The sequence below is a fragment of the Streptomyces sp. CCM_MD2014 genome, assembly GCF_000772045.1.
GTDB classification, from domain to species: Bacteria; Actinomycetota; Actinomycetes; order Streptomycetales; family Streptomycetaceae; genus Streptomyces; species Streptomyces salinarius.
Genome location: NZ_CP009754.1, coordinates 7448609 through 7469896 on the forward strand (window position 1 = coordinate 7448609; position 21288 = coordinate 7469896).

Consider the following 21288-nt stretch of genomic DNA (forward strand, 5'->3'; position numbering starts at 1 on the left):
CGTTTATCGGATTGGCAAAAAAGTAGTACTGACTCTGTCCTTGGGAATCCCACAGCCGGGAGGATCCCCGTACTTGTCGCGAACACGTACGGGGAGGGCCACTTGAGCAAGAGCAGCATACGGCGGAGGGCGACCGCGTTCGGCTCGGCCGGAGCGCTGGTCACCGCCACGCTGATGGCGGGCGCCGTCTCGGCGCCCGCCGCGAGCGCCGCCCCGGCCGACGGCCGTGGGCACCCGCACGCACGAGGCTGGGACAAGGAGGCGCGCGGTGTCACCATCGCCGCCGCCCGCGCCGCCCGGGCCGGCGTCGACTGGGAGGACTGCGACGCCGGCTGGAACCTGCCGAAGCCCATCCAGTGCGGCTACGTCACGGTGCCGCTGGACTACGCCAAGCCGTTCGGCAAGCAGATCAAGCTGGCCGTCGACCGCATCGGCAACACCGGGGGCAGGAGCGAGCGCCAGGGCGCGCTCATCTACAACCCCGGCGGGCCCGGCGGATCCGGTCTGCGGTTCCCGGCACGCGTGACCGGCAAGAGCGCGGTGTGGGCGAACGCCGCCAAGGCCTACGACTTCGTCGGCTTCGACCCCCGCGGCGTCGGCCACTCCGCGCCCATCTCCTGTGCCGACCCGCAGGAGTTCGTCAAGGCGCCCAAGGCCGACCCCGTGCCCGGGTCCGAGGCGGACAAGCTCGCCCAGCGCAAGCTCGCCCGCGAGTACGCCGAGGGCTGCTTCGAGCGCAGCGGCGAGATGCTGCCGCACATGACCACGCCGAACACCGCGCGCGACCTCGACGTCATCCGCGCCGCGCTCGGCGAGAAGAAGCTCAACTACCTCGGCGTCTCCTACGGCACCTACCTCGGCGCCGTCTACGGCACGCTCTTCCCGGACCACGTCCGCCGCATGGTCGTCGACAGCGTCGTCAACCCCTCCCGCGACAAGATCTGGTACCAGGCCAACCTGGACCAGGACGTCGCCTTCGAGGGCCGCTGGAAGGAGTGGCAGGACTGGGTCGCCGCGAACGACGCCACCTACCACCTCGGCGACACCCGCGCCGAGGTCCAGGACCAGTGGCTGAAGCTGCGCGCCACCGCGGCGAAGGAGCCGCTGGGCGGCGTCGTCGGACCGGCCGAGCTGATCTCCTTCTTCCAGAGCGCCCCGTACTACGACTCCGCCTGGGCACCGATCGCCGCGACCTTCAGCAAGTACGTCGCCGGTGACACCCAGGCCCTCGTCGACGCGGCCGCCCCCGACCTGTCCGACACCGCGGGCAACGCCTCCGCGGAGAACGGCAACGCCGTCTACACGGCAGTCGAGTGCACCGACGCCAAGTGGCCCACCGACTGGAACACCTGGGACCGGGACAACACCCGACTGCACCGCGACCACCCGTTCATGACCTGGGCCAACGCATGGATGAACCTGCCGTGCGCCACCTGGCCGGTCAAGCAGCAGACCCCGCTGAACGTCAAGACCGGCAAGGGACTTCCGCCGGTGCTGATCGTCCAGTCCGAGCGGGACGCGGCCACTCCGTACGAGGGCGCCGTCGAACTGCACCGGCGGTTCGAGGGCTCTCGCCTGATCACCGAGCGGGACGCCGGCTCGCACGGCGTCACCGGGCTGGTCAACCCGTGCGTCAACGACCGTGTGGACACCTACCTGCTCACCGGCAAGGTGGACGCCCGCGACGTGACCTGCGCGCCGCACGCCACGCCCAAGCCGTAGACCGGCCGGCGGACATGGGGGAGGCGGCGACCGGTCGGACCGGTCGCCGCCTCCCCCTTCCGCTACCGTCGCTCGGCCCAGGCGTCCTCCGCCGCGTAGTCGAAGAGGTCGCCGTACGCCGCGAACATCTTCGGGTAGGCCTCCCGCCAGTCCCGGCCGGCCAGTCGCTCCTCGATGAAGGCCACCGTCTCCGGCAGGGTGTCCGCGTAGCGGACCACCGGGCGGTAGCCCAACTGCTCCCGGGCCGCGCTCATGTCGCACACCACCGGCGAGGGCACGCTCCACGGGGTGTCGCCCACGCCGTCCACCGGCGGGCCGTCCAGCAGCACGTCCTCGGTCTCGACGCCCATCACCGCGTCGATCGCCGCCGCGATCTCCGCAACCGTCGGGGCGTCGGGGTCCACCGCGTTCAGGACGCGCGTACCCGGCCGCGCGGCGGCCAGCCGGATCAGCTCGGCGATGTTGCGCACACTCGCCGGGTGGAAGCGGCTCGCGCCGCTGTACGCCAGCACGCGCCGGTGCCTGCCGTCGAGGTTGCGCTTGACGACGTACAGCTCGCGGGGCGTCCCGCAGTACGGGCCGTGGACCGCGCCGGCCCGCAGCAGCGTCACCGGCAACCGGTCGCCCCCCGCGAGCAGTTCCCGCTCCAGGGCCGCCTTGCGGGTGCTGTACGAGGCGTCGCCCGGGCGGATCGTGCGCTGTGCCTCGGTGACCGGCACCGGGTACCGGGGGAAGCCGCCGGGCTCGGTCTGCGTGTCGAAACCGCGGCCCTGGTCGTCCTCGTAGACCGACACGCTGGAGATCACCACCGCCGAGCCGACCCGACCGGCGAGCGAGAGCAACTGCCGTGCGTGCCCGTCACCGTACGCCACCACGTCCACCAGGACGTCGCAGCCCTCGCCCACCGCCGCCGACAGCGCCGCGTCGTCCTCCCGGTCGGCCCGTGCCACCCTCACGTCCCCCGGCCACCGCGCGTCCCGGTCGCCGCCGCGCGAGACGGCCGTCACCTCCCAGCCGTCCCGGGCCAGCGTGTCCACCGCCGCCCGTCCGATCTGTCCCGTCGCCCCGACCACCACCGCACGTGTCATACGGCGACCGTAGGCGTCCCGTCGCCGGCCGGCCACGCCCTTCTGCCGACGGCAGACGACGGAAACCCGCAAGGCCCCCGGCTAACGGCGCGGCAGCCTGGGGAACTTCCGCCCCTCGGCCGCCTTCCGGGCCTCCTCCGCCTTCACGTCCGCCGCGTACCGGTCCACGTACTCCTGGCCGGACAGGGACAGGATGGCGTAGACGATCTCGTCGGTGACGGCGCGCAGCACGGCCTTCTCGCCCTCCATGCCGGCGTACCGGGAGAAGTCGAGGGGCTCGCCGAATCGGATCACCACCGGGTGCAGCCTCGGGATCTTCCGGCCCGGCGGCTGCGCCTCGAAGGTGCCGATCATCGCGCAGGGGACGACGGGCACCCCGGCCCTGAGCGCCATCACCGCGACGCCGACCTTGCCCTTGTAGAGCCGGCCGTCGTGCGAGCGGGTGCCCTCCGGGTAGATGCCGAGCAACTCGCCCCGGCCCAGCACACCGAGCCCCTCGCGGATCGCGGCCTGCCCCGCCTCCTTGCCGGAGCGGTCCACGGGGATCTGCCCGGCGCTGCGGAAGAAGAACGCCGTCAGCCGGCCCTTGAGGCCCGGCCCCGTGAAGTACTCGGCCTTGGCGAGGAAGGTGATGCGGCGCTTGAGCACCGCGGGCATCAGGAAGTGGTCCGAGAAGGAGAGGTGGTTGCCCGCGACGATGGCCGCACCCGACCCCGGCACATGGTCCAGGCCCTCGATCCGGGGTCGGAAGACGATCCTCAGCAGCGGGCCCAGCAGGACGTACTTGAGCACGTAGTAGAACACGGTGGGTCTCCAGTTCTCCGGGCTCCCGGCCGGTCGTCCGCGACCGGTGATCGATCGTAGCCCGACCGGGCCGAAACCGGCCGGGAGCGGTTCGGTCGCTCTTCGGTCAACTCGATTGACGCGGCACACACCGTCCTCTGTGCTGTCGGGAGGCGGCATGCGCGAAGCCCGGGCGGCGCACGGCCCGCGGCGGGGGCGCGACCGGGGGAGGGCGGATGACCGGTGGATCGGCACGGGCGGCCGGGGCTTCCTGGGCGGAGTTCGGGCGGCGGTTGCGTTCCCTGCGCAGGGCGGCCGGGCTCACCCAGCTGCAACTCGGCCTGCGGGTCGGCTACCACCACTCGGCCGTGAGCAAGCTCGAGGCCGGCCTGCGTGAGCCGCCCGTGGGACTGGTGCGCCGGCTCGACACGGTGCTGCAGACGGGCGGAGAGCTGGCCGCGATCGTCGCCGCGCCGCGCGAGGTGCCGCGCCGACCTGGCCGGTCCCCGGCCGACCCGGCGCTGTTCGCACCGCTGCCCGGTGCGGACGCCCCCGTGGGGCGAGGAGCGCCGGACGCCCAAATGTGGCCCGCGCGGCTGCCCGCCGAGGGACTGGTGTGCCCGCTGCACGGCACCGCCGGGTGCGCGGTGCCCGATCCGGGCGAGTTGCCGGCGCTGCTCGACGGGCCGGGCCCGGTCGGCGGCCCGGCACCCGGGTGGGCCGGCGCCGGAGCAGCCGTCGCCGAGCCGGAGCTGCTGCACGGCCTCACCGCCGTCCTGGCCTGCCTGATCCGCGAGGCGTTCCGGCACGAGGGCCGGGTGACGGCCGTAGAGGGACTCCTGCGGGCCCTGGCCCGCTGGGCCGACGAGGTCAACTCCGGGGGCCGGCTGCCCTACGGGCAGTTGCGGCTCGCTGCGCAGTACGCCCAGGTCGCCGGCCGGCTGCGCATGGAGCGCGGGCAGATCGGCGTCGCGATGGCCTGGTTCGGCCACGGACTGCGCTGGGCGGACGCCGTCCACGACGCCCCCGCCCGCGCGACGCTGCTCAGCGACATGTGCACCCTGGTCCGGCTCGACGGAGACCCCTCGCTGATGCTCGGCTACGCGCAGGGCATCGCCGCGGTGGACGGTCGGCGCCGGTGGACGGCCACCCTGTCGCACCTCTACCAGGCGCGCGGCCACGCCCTGGCGGGTGACGCCGCGGAGTGCCGACGTCACATCGCCCTGGCCCGGCGGGGCTTCGCCCGCCTCGGCCGGCGGGACCACCTGGAGGCGCCGTGGTTGGCCGGGGCCGAGGGCGCGATGCGGGTCGACTCGGCGATCGGCGGAGCCCTGCGCGACCTCGCGGTGGCGACCGGGGACCGTACGGCGGCCCGGCGCGCGGTCGACGCCACCGCACGCTCGCGCGCGCAGGTGCCGCCCCAGATGCGGGGCGCCCGGCTGCTGCTCACCCTCCGCCTGGCGGACAGCTGGGCCTGCGCCGGCGACCCCGGGGCCGCCGTCGCCCTCGCCTCGGAGGTCCTGCCGGAGGCAGTGCGCTCACGCGAGTCGATGGTCACCGCCGAGCTGCGCGGACTGCACAGCCGGCTCACCGGGGAGTGGGCCGACCTGCCGGAGGTCCGGGAGTACCGGGAGCGGCTGCTGGACGCGGGGGAGTGAGGGGCAGGGCTTCGGTTCCGGGAGGGCGGGGTCTCTCCCGCACGCACCCGTACTTGCCGGAATTTGCCAGGTCTGGACCAAGCTCGCGGAGCCGTTGATTCCGGTGCGGCGGGGTGTGAGGGTTCCGCCAGCCCGCGACATGACATGCAACTGACACTCGCACCTCCGACGGACGCGTCTCCGCACCCCAGGCTGCGCGTCCGGCATGTCCTGGCCCGGGCCGGCCCGCAAGGAGCCCCCCACTCTCACAAGGAGCCACGATGCTCAGACAGACCGCGGTGGCCGGGACAGTCCTGGCCATGACACTCGCAGGGGTGGTGGTACCGACCTCCCTCGCCTCGGCCTCGGAGCGGTCCGCGCCCTCCGCGGCGGAACCCAGCCCCGTCGAGAGGGCCGTCGCCGCGGCCGACCAGGCCGTCCGCAGCGGCCTGGACGCCCTGGTCGCCGGCGGCCCCGACGAGCAGTACGACCGCCATCGGGTCACCCCCTGGGACGACAACCTCTTCTCGGTCGCCTACGAGCGCACCTACCACGGTCTGCCGGTGGTCGGCGGCGACGCCGTCGTCCTCGCCGACGGCAAGGGCCGCGTCCGCGCCGTCCAGTCCGCGAGCGAGGGCGCGATAGCCGTGCCCACCGAGGCCGGGATCAAGGCCGAGCAGGCGGTGAGGACCAGCCGCGAGCGGCTCGCGAACGTCGACGAGGTCGACTCCAGGCGCCTGGTGGTCCGCGTCAAGGACGACGTCCAGACCCTCGCCTGGGAGACCGTGCTCGTCGGCACCACCAAGGACGACGTGCCCAGCAGGCTGCACGTCTTCGTGGACGCCCGCACCGGCAAGGTCGTCGACAGCTACGACGACGTGAAGGCCGGCACCGGGCACAGCGAGTGGAACGGCCCGAACCCGCTGACCATCGACACCTCCCGCTCCGGCAGTCAGTACGCCCTGCGCGACACCACCCGCCCCGGCCTGCAGTGCTCGGACTACAACGGCGGCCTGTTCACCGGACCGGACGACGACTGGGGCACCGGCAACGCCTCCAGCCGCGAGACCGGCTGCGTCGACGTCATGTACGCGGCGCAGAAGGAGTCGGACATGCTCCGCGACTGGCTCGGCCGCAACGGACACAACGGCAACGGCGGCAGCTGGCCGGTCCTCGTCGGCCTCAACCAGCTCAACGCCTACTGGGACGGCTCACGGGTCACCATCGGCCACAACAGCGCCGGCAAGTGGATCGCCGGCATGGACGTGGTGGGCCACGAGTTCGGCCACGGCCTGGACAGCTACACCCCTGGCGGCGCCAACCACGAGAGCGGCCTGGGCGAGGCCACCGGCGACATCATGGGCGCCCTCACCGAGGCCTATGCCAACCAGCCCTCCGGGTACGACACCCCCGACTACACCGTCGGCGAGGAGATCGACCTCCAGGGCCGCGGCCCGATCCGCAACATGTACAACCCCCAGCTCGTCAACAACGACCCCAACTGCTACTCCTCCGCCATCCCGCGCACCGAGGAGCACGCGGCGGCCGGGCCCATGAACCACTGGTTCTACCTCCTCGCCGAGGGCTCCGACCCCGGCGGCGGCAAGCCCTCCAGCCCGACCTGCGACGGCAGCCGGGTCACCGGCATCGGCATCCAGAACGCCGGCAAGATCTTCTACGGCGGCATGCTGCTCAAGACCAGCGGCATGACCTACAAGCGCTACCGCACCGCCACCCTCACCGCGGCCAAGAACCTGGACGCGTCCTGCGACCTGTTCGACGCGACCAAGGCGGCCTGGAACGCGATCGACATCCCGGCCCAGCCCGGTGACCCGACCTGCGCCCGGCAGGAGACCGACTTCTCGCTGGCCCTCAGCCCGGCGAGCGGCAACGTCGAGGCCGGCTCCGCCGTCAACGCCACGGTCAGCACCAGCACCGTCACCGGCAGCGCCCAGCAGGTGTCCCTGACCGCCACCGGCACCCCGCCCGGCGTGAGCGTCACCTTCAGCCCGTCGACGGTCACCTCCGGGTCCAGCTCGACGATGCGCGTCTCCACCACCTCCGGCACGGCCGCCGGAACGTACTCGATCACCGTCAGGGGCACGGCGGGCAGCAAGAGCCACACCGCCCAGTACACCCTCACCGTCGGCGGCGGCAGCCAGCCGGGCACGCCGCCCGACGTCGACGTCGCCCAGGTGCAGGCCCACCTCGCGCAGTTCGGCTCGATCGCCGCGCAGAACGGCGGCAACCGCCGCTCGACCGGCTCCGGATACGACGCCTCCCTCGCATATGTGAAGGGCAGGCTGCAGGCGGCCGGCTACACCGTCACCGAGCAGACCTGCACCTCCGGCTGCTCCGCCGGCGCGGGCAACAACCTGATCGCCGAGTGGCCGAAGGGCGACGCGAGCAGCGTCTACATGTTCGGCGCCCACCTGGACGGCGTCTCGGCCGGCCCCGGCATCAACGACAACGGCTCCGGTTCCGCCGCGCTCCTTCAGACGGCGCTCACCCTCGCCGAGCAGAACCCGGCCATGAAGAACCGCGTCCGCTTCGCCTGGTGGACCGACGAGGAACAGGGCCTGAACGGCTCCGACTTCTACGCCCGCACGCTCAGCTCGACCGAGCGCTCGCGAATCAAGGCGTACTACAACTTCGACATGGTCGCCTCCGTCAACGGCGGCTACTTCATCAACAACCTGACCTCCTCGGCCTCCGCCCCGATGCGGGAGTACTGGACCTCCCTCGGCCTCGCCCCGCAGGAGAACGTCGAGGGCCAGGGCCGCTCCGACGACTACTCGTTCCAGCGGGTCGGCATCCCCACCTCCGGCTACGCCACCGGCGCCTCCGCCGTGAAGTCGTCCACGGAGGCCGCCAAGTGGGGCGGCACCGCGGGCCGGTCCTACGACCCGTGCTACCACTCCGCATGCGACACCACCTCCAACATCAACGCCACCGCGCTGAACCGCAGCGTCGACGGCATCGCGTACACGATCTGGAAGACCGCCGTCGGGGACGCGCCCGACCCGCAGGACGACTTCTCGATCTCCGCGAACCCGTCCTCGGGCACGGTCGAGCCGGGCGGCTCCGCGTCCGTCACCGTGAACACCGCCACGACCAGCGGTGACGCGCAGAACGTCCGGTTGTCGGCGTCCGGCGCGCCGACCGGCGTGAGCGTGACCTTCACGCCGGACTCGGTCACCTCCGGCCAGTCCTCGACCGCCACCGTCCAGGTCGCCGCGGGCACGGCCGCCGGCACGTACACCCTGACCCTCACGGGCACGGGCACCGTCACCCACACCACGACGTACACCCTCACCGTCTCCGGCGACGGAGGCGGTGAGACCACCTGGCGGCTGGGAGCCACCTACGCGGCCGGCGACGTGGTCACCTACGACGGCGTCGGCTACCGGTGCATCCAGGGCCACACCGCCTACCCCGGCTGGGAGCCGCCGAACGTTCCCGCGCTCTGGCAGCGCCTCTGACACCCGTCTGAGGAGCGACGGACACGCCTGACACGCCGAAAGGGGCGGTGGGGTTCGCACGGAACCCCACCGCCCCTTCCGGCGCGTGCTCACGCCTCCGGCGTCAGAACTTCGGCGTCGGCGCCTGCGCCTCGACGATCTCCGCGGCCTCCTCCTCGGTCCCCACCGACGGCGGCGAGCCCGCCAGCGGCTTCTGGGCCGTCTCCCGCATGCAGGCCACGGCCACGACACCGATCAGGGCCGCCGCCATCGAGTAGTAGGCCGGCATCATCTCGGAGCCGGTCACGCTGATCAGGGCGGTGATCACCAGCGGCGTGGTGCCGCCGAACAAGGACGCCGACAGGTTGTAGCCGACCGACAGGGATCCGTAGCGGACGTTGGTCGGGAACATCGCCGGGAGCGCCGCCGACATCGTGCCCAGCAGACAGACCAGCGACAGGCCGAGCATCAGCATGCCGCCCGAGACCGCGAGCAGACTGCCCTCCCGCACCAGCACGAAGGCGGGGGCCGACAGCACGAAGAACCCGATCATGCCGGTCATCAGGACGGGCTTGCGGCCGAAGCGGTCCGACAGCCGGCCCACCTGGTTGATGATCAGCATCAGCAGCACCATCGTCGCCACCAGGATCATCAGCCCGTGGCTCTCGCTGTAGTCCAGCTCGTCCGACAGGTATGTCGGCATGTACGACAGCAGCATGTAGTCGGTGATGTTGTAGGCGCCGACCAGCGCGATGCACAGCACCAGCGACCGCCAGTGCGTGCGGAAGATCTTGGCGAGGTCGCCCCGCGCGGTGGTCTCCACCGCGTTCGCCGCCTCGGACACGTGGACGTTGGCGTCCTCCAGCTTCAGGAACGCGGGAGTGTCGTCCAGCTTCAGCCGCAGATAGATACCCACGATGCCGAGCGGCGCCGCGACCAGGAAGGGGATCCGCCAGCCCCACGCGTCCATGGTGTCGCTGCCCAGCCCCGCCGTCAGGGCGGTCACGAGGCTCGCGGCACCGGTGTAACCGGCCAGCGTGCCCAGCTCCAGGAAGCTGCCGAAGAAACCGCGCCGCTTGTCCGGGGCGTACTCCGCGATGAAGGTGGACGCGCCGCCGTACTCACCGCCCGTGGAGAAGCCCTGGAGCAGGCGGAAGAGGATCAGCAGCAGCGGTGACCAGAAGCCGATCGCGTCGTAGCTGGGGATGAGCCCGATGGCGGCGGTGCCGATCGCCATGAGGATCATCGTGAGCGCGAGCACCTTCTTGCGGCCGATCTTGTCGCCCATCGGTCCGAAGACCATGCCGCCGATCGGACGCACCAGGAACGCCACGGCGAACGTGGCGAACGAGGAGAGCAGCTGCGCCGTGTCGCTCCCGGACGGGAAGAACACGCGGCCGATGGTGCCCGCGAGATAGGCGTAGATGCCGAAGTCGAACCACTCCATGGCATTGCCCAGAGAGGCCGCCTTGACGGCACGCTTGACCGCGGCCTCGTCCGTGACGGTGATGTCGGACCGGCGCAGTCGGGGGTTCTTCCGCCGCTTGATCGCCCGGAACAGGGCGGGGTGGCGGCGCACCGCGGCGACGTCGGTCTCTGGGCCGTTCTCGGTGGGGGACGTGGCGGCCTCCCTTTCCACGCGCAGCCACTCCGGGCGGAGCACTGCTCGGTCGTACGTGTCTCAGCTCGTACCCGTTCCCCCGATCATGCTGGGTATGGTCGTGACTTCGGTCATGTGACTGGGCCGATGAGGTGAGCGGCCGGTGAGTACGCTTCGCGCATGCGTATATCCGTCTCCTCCGACATGGACGAACCCGTCGCCCGGCTCCTCGTCGAGGAGCTGCGCGGACGCGGCCACGACGTGCACGCGTACGGCGCGCTGAGCCCCGGCGCGGACGCGCGGTGGGCCGTCTGCTCCGAGCAGGCGGCGCGCGAGGTCGCCGAGGATCGGGCCGACCAGGCCGTGGTGTGCTGCTGGACCGGCACCGGCGCGTCCATCGCCGCCAACAAGGTCCCGGGCGTCCGCGCGGCCCTGTGCACCGACGGGTACACCGCGGACGGGGCGCGCCGCTGGAACGACGCCAACGTGCTCGCCCTGAGCCTGCGGCTGACGTCCGGGCCGTTGCTGCGGGAGATCCTGGACGCCTGGTTCGCGGCCGGGCGGAGCGAGGACGCCGAGGACCGTGACAACGTCACGCGGGTGGAGCGGCTCGACGAGGGACGCCGAGCCGCTCGGTGAGGTCCGGCGGGCCGGTCAGGAGGAGGCCAGGACCTTCTCCAGCGTCCCGAGCGCGCCCGCCAGCTCGTCGGCCGTGACGGTCAGCGGCGGGGCCAGCCGGATCGTCGAGCCGTGGGTGTCCTTGACCAGGACGCCCTCGCGCATCAGCCGCTCGCTGACCTCGCGCCCGGTGCCCAGCGCCGGGTCCACGTCGACGCCCGCCCACAGGCCCCGTGCCCGGAAACCGACGACGCCCTTGCCGACCAGGGCGGCCAGACCCTCGCGCAGCACCGCGCCCAGCTCGGCCGCCCGGCGCTGGAACTCGCCGGTCTCCAGCAGCTCCACCACCGCCGTGCCCACCGCGGCGGCCAGCGGATTGCCGCCGAACGTCGAACCGTGCTCGCCCGGGTGCAGCACCCCCAGCACGTCGCGCCGGCCCACGACCGCCGACACCGGGACGATGCCGCCGCCCAGCGCCTTGCCGAGCAGCACCACGTCCGGCACCACCGACTCGTGCTCGACGGCCAGGGTGTGCCCCGTGCGGCCCAGACCCGACTGGATCTCGTCCGCGACGAACAGGCAGCCCTTGCGGCGGGTCAGCTCCCGCACGCCCGCCAGATAGCCGTCGTCCGGAATCAGCACGCCCGCCTCGCCCTGGATCGGCTCGATCAGCACGGCCGCCGTCGTCTCGTCGACCGCCGCCTCCATCGCGGCCAGGTCGTTGTACGGCACGATCCGGAAACCGGGGGTGAACGGGCCGAAGCCCGAGCGGGCCGTCTCGTCGGTGGAGAAGCTGACGATCGTCGTCGTCCGGCCGTGGAAGTTGTCCGCGGCGACCACGATCGTCGCCCGGTCGGCCGGGACGCCCTTGACGTCGTAGGCCCACTTGCGGGCCACCTTGATGCCGCTCTCCACCGCCTCCGCGCCGGTGTTCATCGGCAGCACCATGTCCGTGCCGGTCAGCGCGGCCAGCCGCTCGGCGAAGCCCGCGAGCCGGTCGTTGTGGAAGGCGCGGGAGGTGAGGGTGAGCCGGTCCAGCTGCCGGTGGGCGGCCTCGATCAGGGCCGGATGGCGGTGGCCGAAGTTGAGCGCGGAGTAGCCGGCCAGCATGTCCAGGTAGCGGCGGCCCTCCACGTCCTCCACCCAGGCGCCCTCCGCGCGGGCGACCACGACGGGCAGCGGGTGGTAGTTGTGCGCGAGGACGGGCTCCTCGGCGCGGATCAGTTCCTCGGAGCCGCGGTCGGCGCGGGCGGGTGCGGTCATGAGTGGGTCTCCCGGATCTCCTGGGTGCAGCACTTGATGCCGCCACCGGCCTTGTGGAACTCGGACAGGTCGACGGGCACGGGCACGTAGCCGCGACCGGCGAGCCGGTCGGCCAGTTCCCGGGCCTCGGGGGCGATGAACACGTGCCGTCCGTCGGACACGGAGTTGAGCCCGAACGCCATCGCGTCCTCGCGGGTGGCGATCACCGCGTCCGGGTAGAGCCGCTCCAGCACCTCGCGGCTGCCGGGCGAGAAGGCACCCGGGTAGTAGGCGATGTTCCCGCCGTCGCCCCCGCTCTCCGCTGTTCCGTCGTCGAGTACGAACAGTGCCGTGTCCAGGTGGTAGAAGTACGGGTCCACCAACGTCAGCGAGATCACCGGCACGCCGAAGAACTCCTGCACCTCACGGTGCGCGTCCCGGGTCGTACGGAACCCGGTGCCGGCCAGGATCCAGCGGCCGGCCGGAACCAGGTCGCCCTCGCCCTCGCAGACCGATTCGGGGTGGTGGACCTCGAAGCCCTCCGTCTTGAACCACGATTCGAAGGGAACGGACTCGGGACGCCGCTCGGGCGCGTGGAAGAGGGAGCCGAAGACCCGGCCCTCGACCACCACCGCGCAGTTGGCGGCGAAGACCATGTCGGGCAGACCGGGGACCGGAGCGACGGTGTCCACGGTGTGGCCGTGGGCCCGGTAGGTGTCGACCAGCGCCTGCCACTGGTCGAGGGCGCGGATGACGTCGACGGGTCGGTCGGTGCTCATCCACGGGTTGATCGCGTACTGCACGGCGAAGTGTCTGGGTTCGCAGACGAGGAAGCGCCGCCGGCGCGGCACACGGGACTCGGTCACAGAGGGGTACCTCCGCTTTTCACGGTGTGTGACGGGGTGTTGACACCACGGTAGGAAGTGGCGCCCGAGCCCGACAAGCGATGAAAGCTGCGTGTTTGTGCAGGATCGCTGCGTTCTCCGCCCGGTCAGCGCACGTCTGCTGCGCCGTCCGGAGCGAGCAGGGCCGCTCCCGCCTCCGGACTGTCCGGGATCAGGTGGGACAGCACCATCACACTGATCGTCTTGCGGATGAACGGCTCCGCACGAATCCGCTCCAGCACCTCCTCGAAGTGCTCCACGTCCCGCGCCCGCACGTGCAGCAGCGCGTCCGCGCCGCCGGTCACCGTCATCGCCGCGGTGATCTCCGGATAGCCCCGCACGACCTCCGCGAGCCGCCGCGGCGGCGCCGCCCCCTCGCAGTACACCTCCACGTAGGCCTCCGTGCGCCACCCCAGCGCGGAGGGCCGCACCGTCGCCGTGAACCCGGTGATCACGTCCGTCTCGCGCAGCCGGTCCACCCGGCGCTTGACCGCCGTCGAGGACAGGCCGATCTCCGCGCCGATCTCGGCGAAGGACGTCCTGGCGTTCTCCATCAGGGCGGTGACGATCTTCCGGTCGAGTTCGTCGAAGGAAGCGGGCCTGCTGTTCATGCGGGCACTGTATCCAGCGGATACGGCCACGTCGCAGGCGTGTGCAGGCGCTCGGATCGCCCCTACACTCCACCTTCATGCTGCGCGCCCTTGCTGTCGACGACGAACGCCCCACCCTCGAGGAACTCGTGTACCTGCTGAACGCCGACCCCCGCATCGGCACCGCGGAGGGTGCGAGCGACGCGACCGAGGCGCTGCGCCGCATCAACCGGGCCCTGGAGTCCGGCCCCGACGGGCCCGACGCCATCGACGTCGTCTTCCTCGACATCCAGATGCCCGGCCTCGACGGACTGGACCTCGCCCGGCTGCTCACCGGGTTCGCCCGGCCGCCGCTGGTCGTGTTCGTGACCGCGCACGAGGACTTCGCCGTCCAGGCCTTCGACCTCAAGGCCGTGGACTACGTGCTCAAACCGGTGCGCAGGGAGCGACTGGCGGAAGCGGTCCGCCGGGCCGCCGAACGGCGCGGCACCGCCGCCGTGCCCACCCCGCGCATCCCCGTGCACGAACCCGACCCCGACCACATCACCGTCGAACTCGGCGGCGTCACCCGCTTCGTCCCCGTCGACGAGATCACCCACGTGGAGGCCCAGGGCGACTACGCCCGCCTCCACACCGACCGGGGCAGCCACCTCGTCCGCATCCCCCTGTCCACGCTGGAGGAGCGCTGGCGCGCCCGCGGCTTCGTCCGCATCCACCGCCGCCACCTCGTCGCCCTGCGCCACATCGGCGAACTGCGCCTGGACGCGGGCAGCGTCAGCGTCCTGGTCGGCGCCGAGGAACTGCAGGTCAGCCGGCGCCACGCCCGCGAGCTGCGGGACCTGCTCATGCGGAGGCCGTGAGCCGTGCCCCAGGACCCCACCGAACGCCGCGTCACCGTCACCGGCCCGCCCAGGCGCACCGTCCCCAGCGCACGGAACCGCCCGCGCGGGCGGCACCCACAGGGCTCCGGCTCCTACCGCCCGCGCACCGAGATCGACGAGCAGACCACCCTCGGCCACACCTACGTCCGCTCCCTGATGCGCAGCCAGCTGCGCGCCGGGCTCACCGCCCTAGCGGTCCTCGGCCTCCTCGTCGGTCCGCTCCCGCTGCTGTTCGCGGCGCTGCCCGACGCCCGCCACCTGGAGTGGGCCGTCCTCGGCTTCGGCCTGTACGCCCCGCTGGTCCTGCTCGCCCGCTGGTACGTGCGCCGCGCCGAGCGCAACGAACGCGACTTCGTACGCCTCGTCGAGGACCGATGAACTCCGGCTACGCCATACCCGCCGTCGCCCTCGTGGTCGTGGCCACCGTCCTCGTCGGCGCCTTCGGCCTGCGCATCTCCCGGACCACCTCCGACTTCTACGTCGCCTCCCGCACCGTCGGCCCCCGTCTGAACGCCGCCGCCATCAGCGGCGAGTACCTCTCCGCCGCGTCCTTCCTCGGCATCGCGGGACTGGTCCTCGTCCAGGGCCCCGACATGCTCTGGTACCCGGTCGGCTACACCGCCGGGTACCTGGTCCTGCTTCTCTTCGTCGCCGCTCCGCTGCGCCGCTCGGGCGCCTACACGCTGCCCGACTTCGCCGAGGCCCGGCTCGCCTCCCAGGGGGTACGCCGGCTCGCGGGAGCCTTCGTCGTCGGGGTCGGCTGGCTCTACCTGCTGCCCCAGCTCCAGGGCGCCGGGCTGACCCTGACCGTGCTCAGCGGGGCGCCCGACTGGCTGGGCGGAGTGATCGTCGCCGTCGTCGTCACCGCCATCGTCGCCGCCGGCGGCATGCGCAGCATCACCTTCGTCCAGGCCTTCCAGTTCTGGCTCAAACTCACCGCCCTGCTCGTCCCCGCCCTCTTCCTGGTGCTGGCCTGGCAGGGCGACGGCGCCCCCGGCCGCCCCTTCGAGGAGCCCGCCACCTTCCGCGAGCAGCGCTCCGTCCGTGTCGACGACACCCTCACCCTCAAGCTCGAGGAGCCGCTGACGGTCACCGTCGACGGCACCGTGGACGGCCGCACCCGAGACGGTGCTCGCGTGGCCCTGCCCGCCGGCAGCCACCGCATCGAGGCGGGCACCCGCCTCACCTTCGACGCGGACACCCGCGTTCCGGCCGCCGGGCGCGGCGCCGACGACGCCCTGTCGCCCTCCCGGGCCGAGAGCCGCGCGGAACGGCCGCTGTACGCCACGTACGGCCTGATCCTGGCCACGTTCCTGGGCACCATGGGCCTGCCGCACGTGGTGGTCCGCTTCTACACCAGCCCGACCGGCGTCGCCGCCCGCCGCACCACCGTCGCCGTCCTCGGCCTGATCGGCGCCTTCTACCTGCTGCCGCCCCTCTACGGCGCCCTCGGCCGCCTGTACGCCCCCGAGCTGACCCTGACCGGGAAGGCCGACGCCGCGGTTCTGCTGCTGCCGGACCGGGTGATCGGGGGCGTCGGCGGCGACCTGCTCGGCGCGCTGGTCGCGGGCGGCGCCTTCGCCGCGTTCCTGTCCACCGCGTCGGGGCTCACCATGGCCGTCGCGGGCGTGCTCACCCAGGACGTGCTGCCGTCCCGTGCCGTGTCCCACTTCCGGCTCGGCACCCTGCTCGCCATGGCGGTGCCGCTGGCGGCGAGCGCGCTGGTCGGCGGTCTGCCCGTCGCCGACGCGGTCGGCCTCGCCTTCGCCGTGTCCGCCTCCTCCTTCTGCCCCCTGCTCGTCCTCGGCATCTGGTGGCGGCGGCTGACCCCGCCCGGCGCGGCCGCCGGGATGCTGGTGGGCGGCGGCTCCGCCCTGCTCGCCGTCGCCGCCACCATGGGGGGCTTCCCGGGCGACGGGGCGCTGCACGCGCTGCTGGCCTGGCCCGCGCTGTGGTCGGTGCCGCTGGGCTTCCTCACGATGGTGCTGGTCTCCCTGGCCACCCCCGGCAGGGTCCCGGCCGGGACGGCGGCGATCCTGGCCCGCTTCCACCTGCCGGAGGAGCTGGGCACGGAGGAACTGCGCACGGAAGGACCGCGCACGGACGAACTCCGTGCCGGAACACTGAGCACGGACGACCTGCGTGCGGCGAAGCCGGGCACGGACGATCAGCGGACGGCGGCCGACCGGCGCGAGGAGAGGACGCGGTGAGCGGCTCCCTGGGCGGATTCCTGGCGGGACTGGCCGTCGCCCTGCTGCCGCTGCTGGCCGCCGGCTTCTGGCTGGGCCGGCGCACGGCCCGCCCTCAGCACCTCGGCGGCCTCGGCACCCCGGTCGAGCACGCCACCTTCCAGACCCTGCACACCGCCTCGCTGGCGACGCCCCCGCTGCGGGCGGGACTGACCGAGGAGACCGCCGGAAAGTCGGCCCGCAAGCTGCGCTCCCTGCTGGGCACGGACGCGCTGTGCCTGACCGACCTCGAAAAGGTCCTGGTCTGGGACGGCGTGGGCACCCACCACCGCACCGAGATCATGGAACGCCTCGCGGGACCGCTGGCCACCGGCCGCGGCGAGGCGTTCCGCCTGACCTGCGACACCCCGGACTGCACGGTGCGCTGGGCCGTCGTCGCCCCGCTCACCGTCGACGACCGGGTGCACGGCGCCCTCGTCGCCTGCGCGCCCCGCGAGTCCGCCGTCCTGGTCCGTGCGGCCGGCGAGGTGGCCCGCTGGGTCTCGGTCCAGCTGGAACTCGCCGACCTCGACCAGTCCCGCACCCGCCTCATCGAGGCCGAGATCAAGGCCCTGCGCGCGCAGATCTCCCCGCACTTCATCTTCAACTCGCTCGCGGTGATCGCGTCCTTCGTGCGCACCGACCCCGAACGCGCCCGCGAGCTGCTCCTGGAGTTCGCCGACTTCACCCGCTACTCGTTCCGCCGGCACGGCGACTTCACCACCCTCGCCGACGAACTGCACGCCATCGACCACTACCTGGCGCTGGTACGGGCCCGCTTCGGCGACCGCCTCGCCGTCACCCTCCAGGTCGCCCCGGAGGTGCTGCCGGTCGCGCTGCCCTTCCTCTGCCTCCAGCCGCTCGTCGAGAACGCCGTCAAGCACGGTCTGGAGGGCAAGTCCGACCGGTGCCGCATCCAGATCACCGCGCAGGACGCGGGCGCCGAGGCCCTGGTCGTCATCGAGGACGACGGCGCCGGCATGGACCCGGAGCTGCTGCGCCGCATCCTCGCGCGCGAGGTGAGCCCGTCGGGCGGCATCGGGCTGTCCAACGTCGACGACCGTCTCCGCCAGGTCTACGGGGACGACCACGGCCTCGTCATCGAGACGGCCGTCGGCGCGGGCATGAAGATCACGGTCCGGCTGCCGAAGTACCAGCCGGGCGTGCACTCGGCGGCCCGGCTCGGCCGCGAGTGAGCCGGGGTGCCCCGGGCGGGGCTCAGGCGCGGCGGCCGGCCACCAGCCCCAGAGTGATCAGACCGAGTACGACCCAGCCGAACCACAACCAGCCGTTGCTTCCGAGCGCCACCGTGTAGGCCGTCACCGCGACCAGACCGCCGATGGTGAGCGCCCCCATCGTCTTCGTCGAACTGTCCGTGGAACCGGGCATCGCAACACCCTCCTCGTGTCCGTTGCCCTCCATGGTGCCCCGTTCAGCCGCCGCGTGTGTTCAGTGAGGCCAGATAGGCGTTGTACGCCGCGAGCTCCTTGTCGCCGTCGCGCTCGGCGGCCCGGTCGCTGCGCCGCGCCTGCCGCTCCTCGGAGGCGTACCACTGGAACAGCAGCGCGAGCAGCACCAGCACGGACGGGACCTCGCTGAACGCCCAGGCGATGCCGCCGGCCGCGTTCTGGTCGGAGAGGGCGTCGATGCCGAGAGAGGCGGGCGGGTTCTCGAACGTCTCGACCATCGGGGAGGAGGCCATCATCAGCGCGATGCCGAAGAACGCGTGGAACGGCATGCCCGCGAACAGCTCCAGCATCCGCATCAGGTAGCCCGGCCGGTGCGGGCCCGGGTCCACGCCCATGATCGGCCAGAAGAACACCAGGCCGACCGCCAGGAAGTGCACCATCATCCCGATGTGCCCGGCCTGCGAGCCCATCAGCGTGTCGAAGAGGGGGGTGAAGTACAGCGCGTACAGGCTCGCGATGAACAGCGGGATGGTGAACGCCGGATGCGTGATGATCCGCATGTACCGGCTGTGCAGCAGCATCAGCAGCACCTCGCGGGGCCCCTTGCGGCCGCGTCCCGCCGGGGGCAGCGCGCGCAGCGCCAGCGTGATCGGCGCGCCGAGCAGCAGCAGGATCGGCGACACCATGCTGATCACCATGTGCTGCACCATGTGCACGCTGAACATGACCATGCCGTAGTCGTTCAGCTTGGTGCACATCATCAGGGCGACGCTCAGCACCCCGGCCACGAAGGCCACGGTCCGGCCGACCGGCCACTTGTCACCGCGGCGCACCAGACGGACGACGCCCCAGCCGTACAGCGCCAGCCCCAGGAGGCAGGCGATCAGGAAGAAGGGGTCCGCCGACCAGGCGAGGCCCCGCCCCAGCGTGAACGGCGGCAGATCCATCGTCATGCCGTGCCCGCTGTGATCCATCCGCCCGCTCCTGTTTCATGGGGGTTGAGCGCGGTTGAACACCGCTTGTCCGAAGGCAAGCGTAGAACCGCCCCCGGCCACATCCGCGACCGGGGGCGGTGAAACGCGCCCGAAGGGGCGCGGGACTTCATCGGTCTGCGGCTCCGCCGCGTGGGCGCGGTCAACCACAGCGAACCCGCGGTCCGCGAAGAACCAGTGGACCCGAGCTCTCAGCGGCCCCGAAAGATCAGAGCACGCACTCCGCCTCCGCGTACCGCGCGTCCGGCACCGTCTTCAACGACTCCACCGCGTCGCCGAGCGACACCATCTCGATGTCCGTCCCGCGCAGCGCAGTCATCATCCCGAACTCCCCGCGATGCACCGCCTCCACCGCGTGCCACCCGAACCGCGTCGCCAGCACCCGGTCGTACGCCGTCGGCGTCCCGCCGCGCTGGACGTGCCCGAGTATCACCGGCCGGGCCTCCTTGCCGAGCCGCTCCTCCAGCTCGATGGAGAGCTGACGGGCGATGCCGGCGAACCGCTCGTGGCCGTAGACGTCCTTGCCGCCCTCGTCGAAGTCCATGGTGCCGGCCTTCGGCTTGGCACCCTCCGCGGCCACCACGATCGCGAACCGCTTGCCCGCCGAGAAACGCTCGCCGACCTTCGCGGTCAGCTCGTCGATGTCGAAGGGCCGCTCCGGGACGACGACGGCGTGCGCGCCGGCCGCCATGCCCGAGTGCAGCGCGATCCAGCCGGTGTGCCGGCCCATGACCTCGACGATCAGCACCCGCTGGTGGGACTCGGCGGTGGTCTTCAGCCGGTCCAGAGCCTCGGTGGCGACGGTGACCGCGGTGTCGAAGCCGAAGGTGACGTCGGTGACCGCTATGTCGTTGTCGATGGTCTTCGGCACGCCCACGATCGGCAGGCCGTTGTCGGACAGCAGCCTGGCCGCCTTCAGCGTGCCCTCGCCGCCGATCGGGATGATCGCGTCGAGGCCGAGTTCCTCCACGTGGCCGCGGGCCCGCTCGACGCCGTCGCGCAGATGCTCGGGCCGGACCCGGGAGGAACCGAGGATGGTGCCGCCGCGGGCCAGGATGCCGCCGACCGCGTCGAGGTCGAGCTTGAGGTAGTCGCACTCCAGGAGGCCCTTCCAGCCGTCCCGGAAACCGATGACCTCGTCGCCGTGGTCGACGACGGCACGGTGCACGACGGACCGGATGACGGCGTTCAGGCCGGGGCAGTCGCCGCCGGACGTGAGGACACCAATGCGCATAGCCCGAAATACCTTCTCAACGTGGCACGGGTCCGGACCGCGCTGTCCGGTTCGATTCCCCGCCACCCTAGCGGCATCGGGAGGCGGGGCCGAACCGTGCGTCCGCCTACTGGACGCACCCGCTCACCTGTGCGGATGCCCCATCAGACGGGCCCCCGGCGAGGGGGTCAGGCGGGCTGCTGCGCCGCCGCGATGCGCTCGTTGCGCAGCGCCTCGTACCAGCGGTCGTCGGTCGGCGGCAGCGCGTTCACGTCGAGGGCCAGCTTGAGCAGCAGGTCCGCGATCTGCGGGTTGCGCGCCAGCACCGGGCCGTGCATGTAGGTGCCGAAGACCGTGTCGTTGTACGCGCCCTCGGTGCCGTCGCCCGTGCCGTTGCCGTTGCCGAAGCGGACCTGGGCGAGTGGCCGGGCGCCCGGCCCGAGGTGGGTGACGCCCTGGTGGTTCTCGAAGCCGGTCAGCGGGGGCAGGCCGAGGCGCGGGTCGATGTCGCCGAGGACGTCGCCGACGCACCGGGCGCCCTCGCCGCGCGTCGAGACCACGTCGAGCAGCCCGAGGCCGGGCTCGCGCTGGCCGAGGTCGTTGATGAACTCGTGGCCCAGGATCTGATAGCCGGCGCAGACGGAGAAGACGATCGCGCCGTTCTCCACCGCCCGGTGCAGGCCGCCGTCGCGGCGCAGCCGCTCGGCCGCGAGCCGCTGCGGCCGGTCCTCGCCGCCGCCGATCAGGTAGATGTCGCCGGAGGTCGGGATCGGCTGGTCGCTGCGCACGTCGAGGCGGGCCACGTCCAGGCCGCGCTGGCGGGCACGGCGTTCCACCACGAGGGCGTTGCCCTGGTCGCCGTAGGTGCTGAGCAGGTCCGGGTAGATCCAGACGATCCGCAGTTGGTTGTCGCTCACGAAAATCCCCTGAAGTCTCGCGG

18 protein-coding genes are annotated in these 21288 nt (G+C 72.3%); 8 read left to right on the forward strand and 10 right to left on the reverse strand.

Features of this window, described 5'->3' with window-relative positions:
- The first annotated feature begins 102 nt into the window (after window positions 1–102).
- On the forward strand, window positions 103–1722 hold the full coding sequence (locus NI25_RS33240; RefSeq protein ID WP_061446003.1) for an alpha/beta hydrolase: 1620 nt from the start codon (window positions 103–105) through the stop codon (window positions 1720–1722).
- 62 nt (window positions 1723–1784) lie between these two features.
- On the opposite strand, the gene NI25_RS33245 is transcribed toward NI25_RS33240, so the two are convergent.
- Window positions 1785–2810: an NAD-dependent epimerase/dehydratase family protein gene (locus tag NI25_RS33245; protein ID WP_107071930.1), complete on the reverse strand. Its 1026-nt coding sequence runs from the start codon at window positions 2808–2810 to the stop codon at window positions 1785–1787.
- 81 nt (window positions 2811–2891) lie between these two features.
- On the reverse strand, window positions 2892–3614 hold the full coding sequence (locus NI25_RS33250; protein WP_061446004.1) for a lysophospholipid acyltransferase family protein: 723 nt from the start codon (window positions 3612–3614) through the stop codon (window positions 2892–2894).
- A 215-nt stretch (window positions 3615–3829) separates the two neighbouring features.
- On the opposite strand from NI25_RS33250, the gene NI25_RS33255 reads away from it, so the two are divergent.
- Window positions 3830–5251 carry a helix-turn-helix domain-containing protein gene (locus NI25_RS33255; protein WP_061446005.1) on the forward strand — a complete coding sequence of 474 codons (1422 nt, stop codon included), beginning with the start codon at window positions 3830–3832 and terminating at the stop codon, window positions 5249–5251.
- Window positions 5252–5511: 260 nt separating this feature from the next.
- Window positions 5512–8712, forward strand: coding sequence for a M28 family peptidase (locus NI25_RS33260; RefSeq protein WP_061446006.1), 3201 nt, complete (start codon window positions 5512–5514; stop codon window positions 8710–8712).
- Window positions 8713–8815: 103 nt separating this feature from the next.
- Here NI25_RS33260 and proP read toward each other — a convergent pair whose 3' ends face one another.
- Window positions 8816–10330, reverse strand: coding sequence for a glycine betaine/L-proline transporter ProP (proP, locus tag NI25_RS33265; protein ID WP_061447200.1), 1515 nt, complete (start codon window positions 10328–10330; stop codon window positions 8816–8818).
- A gap of 141 nt (window positions 10331–10471) precedes the next feature.
- Here proP and NI25_RS33270 point away from each other — a divergent pair, with 141 nt between their 5' ends.
- Window positions 10472–10930, forward strand: coding sequence for an RpiB/LacA/LacB family sugar-phosphate isomerase (locus NI25_RS33270; protein ID WP_061446007.1), 459 nt, complete (start codon window positions 10472–10474; stop codon window positions 10928–10930).
- A gap of 15 nt (window positions 10931–10945) precedes the next feature.
- On the opposite strand, the gene rocD is transcribed toward NI25_RS33270, so the two are convergent.
- The 3 genes from rocD to NI25_RS33285 form a co-directional block, all read right to left on the reverse strand.
- Window positions 10946–12172, reverse strand: a complete 1227-nt coding sequence (rocD, locus tag NI25_RS33275; RefSeq protein WP_061446008.1) for an ornithine--oxo-acid transaminase — start codon at window positions 12170–12172, stop codon at window positions 10946–10948.
- Window positions 12169–13017 carry a dimethylargininase gene (gene ddaH / locus NI25_RS33280; protein ID WP_061446009.1) on the reverse strand — a complete coding sequence of 283 codons (849 nt, stop codon included), beginning with the start codon at window positions 13015–13017 and terminating at the stop codon, window positions 12169–12171. Before ddaH ends, rocD begins: the two co-directional genes overlap by 4 nt.
- Window positions 13018–13142: 125 nt before the next feature.
- Window positions 13143–13646 carry an Lrp/AsnC family transcriptional regulator gene (locus NI25_RS33285; protein ID WP_061446010.1) on the reverse strand — a complete coding sequence of 168 codons (504 nt, stop codon included), beginning with the start codon at window positions 13644–13646 and terminating at the stop codon, window positions 13143–13145.
- Between the two features lie 77 nt (window positions 13647–13723).
- Between NI25_RS33285 and NI25_RS33290 the strand changes: the two genes are divergently transcribed.
- The 4 genes from NI25_RS33290 to NI25_RS33305 are packed head-to-tail and all read left to right on the forward strand — an operon-like array spanning window position 13724 to window position 17930.
- Window positions 13724–14485 carry a LytR/AlgR family response regulator transcription factor gene (locus NI25_RS33290; protein ID WP_061447201.1) on the forward strand — a complete coding sequence of 254 codons (762 nt, stop codon included), beginning with the start codon at window positions 13724–13726 and terminating at the stop codon, window positions 14483–14485.
- 3 nt (window positions 14486–14488) lie between these two features.
- A complete protein-coding gene (locus NI25_RS33295) occupies window positions 14489–14884 on the forward strand; it encodes a hypothetical protein (RefSeq protein WP_061446011.1) in 396 nt (131 codons plus the stop codon).
- On the forward strand, window positions 14881–16716 hold the full coding sequence (locus NI25_RS33300) for a cation acetate symporter (RefSeq protein WP_061446012.1): 1836 nt from the start codon (window positions 14881–14883) through the stop codon (window positions 16714–16716). Before NI25_RS33295 ends, NI25_RS33300 begins: the two co-directional genes overlap by 4 nt.
- Before the next feature lie 8 nt (window positions 16717–16724).
- Window positions 16725–17930: a sensor histidine kinase gene (locus tag NI25_RS33305; RefSeq protein WP_061447202.1), complete on the forward strand. Its 1206-nt coding sequence runs from the start codon at window positions 16725–16727 to the stop codon at window positions 17928–17930.
- A 22-nt stretch (window positions 17931–17952) separates the two neighbouring features.
- Here NI25_RS33305 and NI25_RS38965 read toward each other — a convergent pair whose 3' ends face one another.
- From NI25_RS38965 to NI25_RS33320, 4 genes are all read right to left on the reverse strand, one after another.
- Window positions 17953–18123, reverse strand: a complete 171-nt coding sequence (locus NI25_RS38965; protein WP_164713058.1) for a hypothetical protein — start codon at window positions 18121–18123, stop codon at window positions 17953–17955.
- A gap of 43 nt (window positions 18124–18166) precedes the next feature.
- On the reverse strand, window positions 18167–19117 hold the full coding sequence (locus tag NI25_RS33310; RefSeq protein ID WP_061446013.1) for a cytochrome c oxidase assembly protein: 951 nt from the start codon (window positions 19115–19117) through the stop codon (window positions 18167–18169).
- A gap of 226 nt (window positions 19118–19343) precedes the next feature.
- The gene (locus NI25_RS33315; RefSeq protein ID WP_061446014.1) at window positions 19344–20369 is read right to left on the reverse strand and encodes a 6-phosphofructokinase; all 1026 of its coding nucleotides are present in this window, start codon (window positions 20367–20369) and stop codon (window positions 19344–19346) included.
- Window positions 20370–20536: 167 nt separating this feature from the next.
- Entirely contained in the window at window positions 20537–21265 is a 729-nt protein-coding gene (locus NI25_RS33320) for a type 1 glutamine amidotransferase (protein ID WP_061446015.1), read from the reverse strand.
- Between the last annotated feature and the right edge of the window lie 23 nt (window positions 21266–21288).